At 37.4% G+C, this 2,962-nt stretch carries 1 protein-coding gene; it reads right to left on the minus strand.

Annotation, left to right across the window (positions count from 1 at the left end; genetic code table 11):
- The coding region (locus ACVC43_RS00205; protein ID WP_452222557.1) for a T9SS type B sorting domain-containing protein at nt 1–2,962 on the minus strand (2,962 nt) is incomplete at both ends.

The raw sequence follows: 2,962 nt of genomic DNA on the forward strand, positions 1-2,962 counted from the left end.
CTCGTTGGTGTAATTAGCCTTCTCATAAACTTTAACGCCGTTTCTATTAAAGATGGTTAAAGTTTGTACATCGTAACTGCTTAAATCGAAGGTGTCGTTTAAACCGTCGCCATTTGGTGAAATACCTTGTGGGATAATACAGGTGTCTAACTCAAAGACTTCTATGTCTTCACTCGAGGTACAACCTGTGTCGTTAAACATAACTTCTATAGTGTAAATACCTGCCGTTAAAACATTGTCTATGGTTAAGTCTGTCTGGCCTGATACTACAACGCCTTCGTTAAACCAGGTTATAGTAACCTCACTCTCTGTGTAGTTATCTCCCGTTGCCGTTACTGTAATTGGTACGCTTGCATTTGGACATACTTCGTAAAGAATACTACTGTCGAATGTGGTTTCTGGAATATCATTAACAATTAAATCGAAGGTAGTAGTCTTATAACAATCTGTTGCTGTAGAATTTTCTACTCTTGCATAAATGGTTTGAGGATTACTAGTGTTTGTATATGGAGATACTAAAGCATTTGCGCCAGTATCTGCATCCATTTGTGTTTCATGATACGTAACAGTAAAAATAGCTGGATCTTGACCATTAAGAATGTTAGGAGAGTTAGATTCTAAATCGAATGCTTCTACTCCATCCCTTGTCTCATCATCACATAATTCCATATTAACTCCATTTGCTGTAGGTAACGGACCAGAAATAACTAAATTAAAAATTGTATTTGTACTTGCACAACCAGAACCTGAGCCTACAGCGTCCACATCTTCAACTCTTACAAAAATAAGGGTGCCATCCATAGCACTATATGGCGATGTTAAAGCATTATCACCAGATTGAGCATCTGCTAAAGAGATGTGATAAGTGACTACAAATTCAGCAGGGTCCTGAGTTCCTAAAATAGTACTGGTTTGTGCTTCTAAATCGAAGTCTTCAATGCCATCTCCAGATTCGTCATCACAAGTAACAATATCCTGAGCCATATTGGCAACAGCTTCTTGATAAAAATTAATAATTTTAGTATCTTGAGCGGTTACGTTACATTCTGCGTCGTAAGCAATTACTGTATACGAATCTGATTCTGTAACTAATAAAGTATCTGATGTTTCGCCTGGTAGAAAAATTCCGTTTTGATACCACTCATAAGTATCTGCAAAAGGAGATTCGGCCATTAAAGTAGACTGTGTAAAACCACATAAATTAGCTACCGAAGGTGTCGTTTCATCATTATCTTCATCAATAAATGTTGCATCAACAGTTTCTATTTCTACTTCTAATTCGGCAACTGTCGAACCTGCTCCAGTTCCGTTACTATTTGTTTGTTGAATTTGAATATCTCCAGGTTGTCCAGAGAAATTAGTAACTAACAGAATATAAATCTCTCCTGATAACGCATTATCTATTGTTAAGTTCTCTGTAGACGCTGCAGAATAACTACAATCTATAATATTCCCTGAAGGATAGAAATTAGGATTAGTAGTGTTATTAGGACAATTTTGTGTTCCACAATCTTGGTCTAAAACACCATCGTCACAGAAATCTGTTGCGGCATCAAAAGGTCCCCAAAGTACAAAATCCACATCAAGGCCATTTCCATTAGCGCCTACTTGATCAATTTGAATTTCAATAAGTCCTGGATTTCCAATTTGGATGATATTCCAAGATGGGTTTGGTGTAGAAAATAGACAGGCTATTTGTCCGCTACTTGGGAATCCCGTAATATTTGGTGCCGTTTGTGTACCATTATTATCACAGAAACTACCAGCATTCTCACATATAGTACCTGATGGTGCTTCTTGAATACATAAATCGAATGTACTCGTTTCTGCAACAGATCCACCAGAAAATACTCTAATATAGTATGTGTTTCCAACCGTTAATAACGGTGATACTCCTGAGGTAGCATCGTAACACTCTAATTCGACGAGTGTTCCACAAGTACCCTCGTAGATTCCAAAATCTAAATTTGTTGTGCCGCCTTGTATATTTAATAATGATATCACTGAGACCTCATCTAATGCTGTAAATTCAAACCAAACATCATCATCTGGATTTCCTGTACAACCTCCTGTTGGTACTCCTGAATCGGTAGCCTCAAGTATTGTACCCGGTGTAGTTAATGTACAAGTATCATCATCATTAACAGCTGCAACAGTTGCATCTATACAGTTGTCGTTATCTGGAGGACAAGCTGCTAATAAAATTGCTGAACTTGTAATTACACAGTTGACATCCTGCTCGTTACTTACTGTAAAAATAATATCTGTATTAAAAGGATACGGTCCAAATTGTGTTGTTCCTGTTGTAGAAACTGACACTGGTGGGTTACCTTGATTATCTTCAATAGATAATGAAGTTGCATCGCCTAACGAGGTAATATTAACATCTACTAAAAACTGATTTCCATTTGCACAGTCATCTACAACTACAAATGTTGCTGATGGGTTTATACAAGTTGCACAAGCTACGGTTATGTTTAACGGATTGATAGTTGCACTACTTTGGCAACTAATAGAACCATCAGACGTTACTTGAAACGAAATTGTATCTCCTGTAGATTGGTATGATATACCACCTACATCACCAGCATTACCATATGGTGTTGCTGCATTTAAATCTGTTGTGCCATCGGAATCTAGAACCACAAGTTCATCCCAGTTGTTTTCTACATTTCCAGAATTAATAATAAAGTTTAATGGTGAACCATCTGAACTTGTAAAGGTAAATACATTAGTGTCGTTACTATCATAGCAGTAGTTAACAGTTTGTGGTCCAACGGTACAATCTATAGTAAAGTTAAGTTGCACATCTGTATTAAAGGTAAATGGTCCTGCCCATATACTTTGTAATCCGCCACAATCTGCCAGTACATATACTTCGTAAGCAGTAAGCCCTGTCAAGCCTGTAGCCATAAATCCTGGTGTGTTTGTTACAGTTCCAGGTCCTGTTGGTGCTCCTGTT

The sequence above is a fragment of the Lacinutrix chionoecetis genome, from assembly GCF_053604665.1.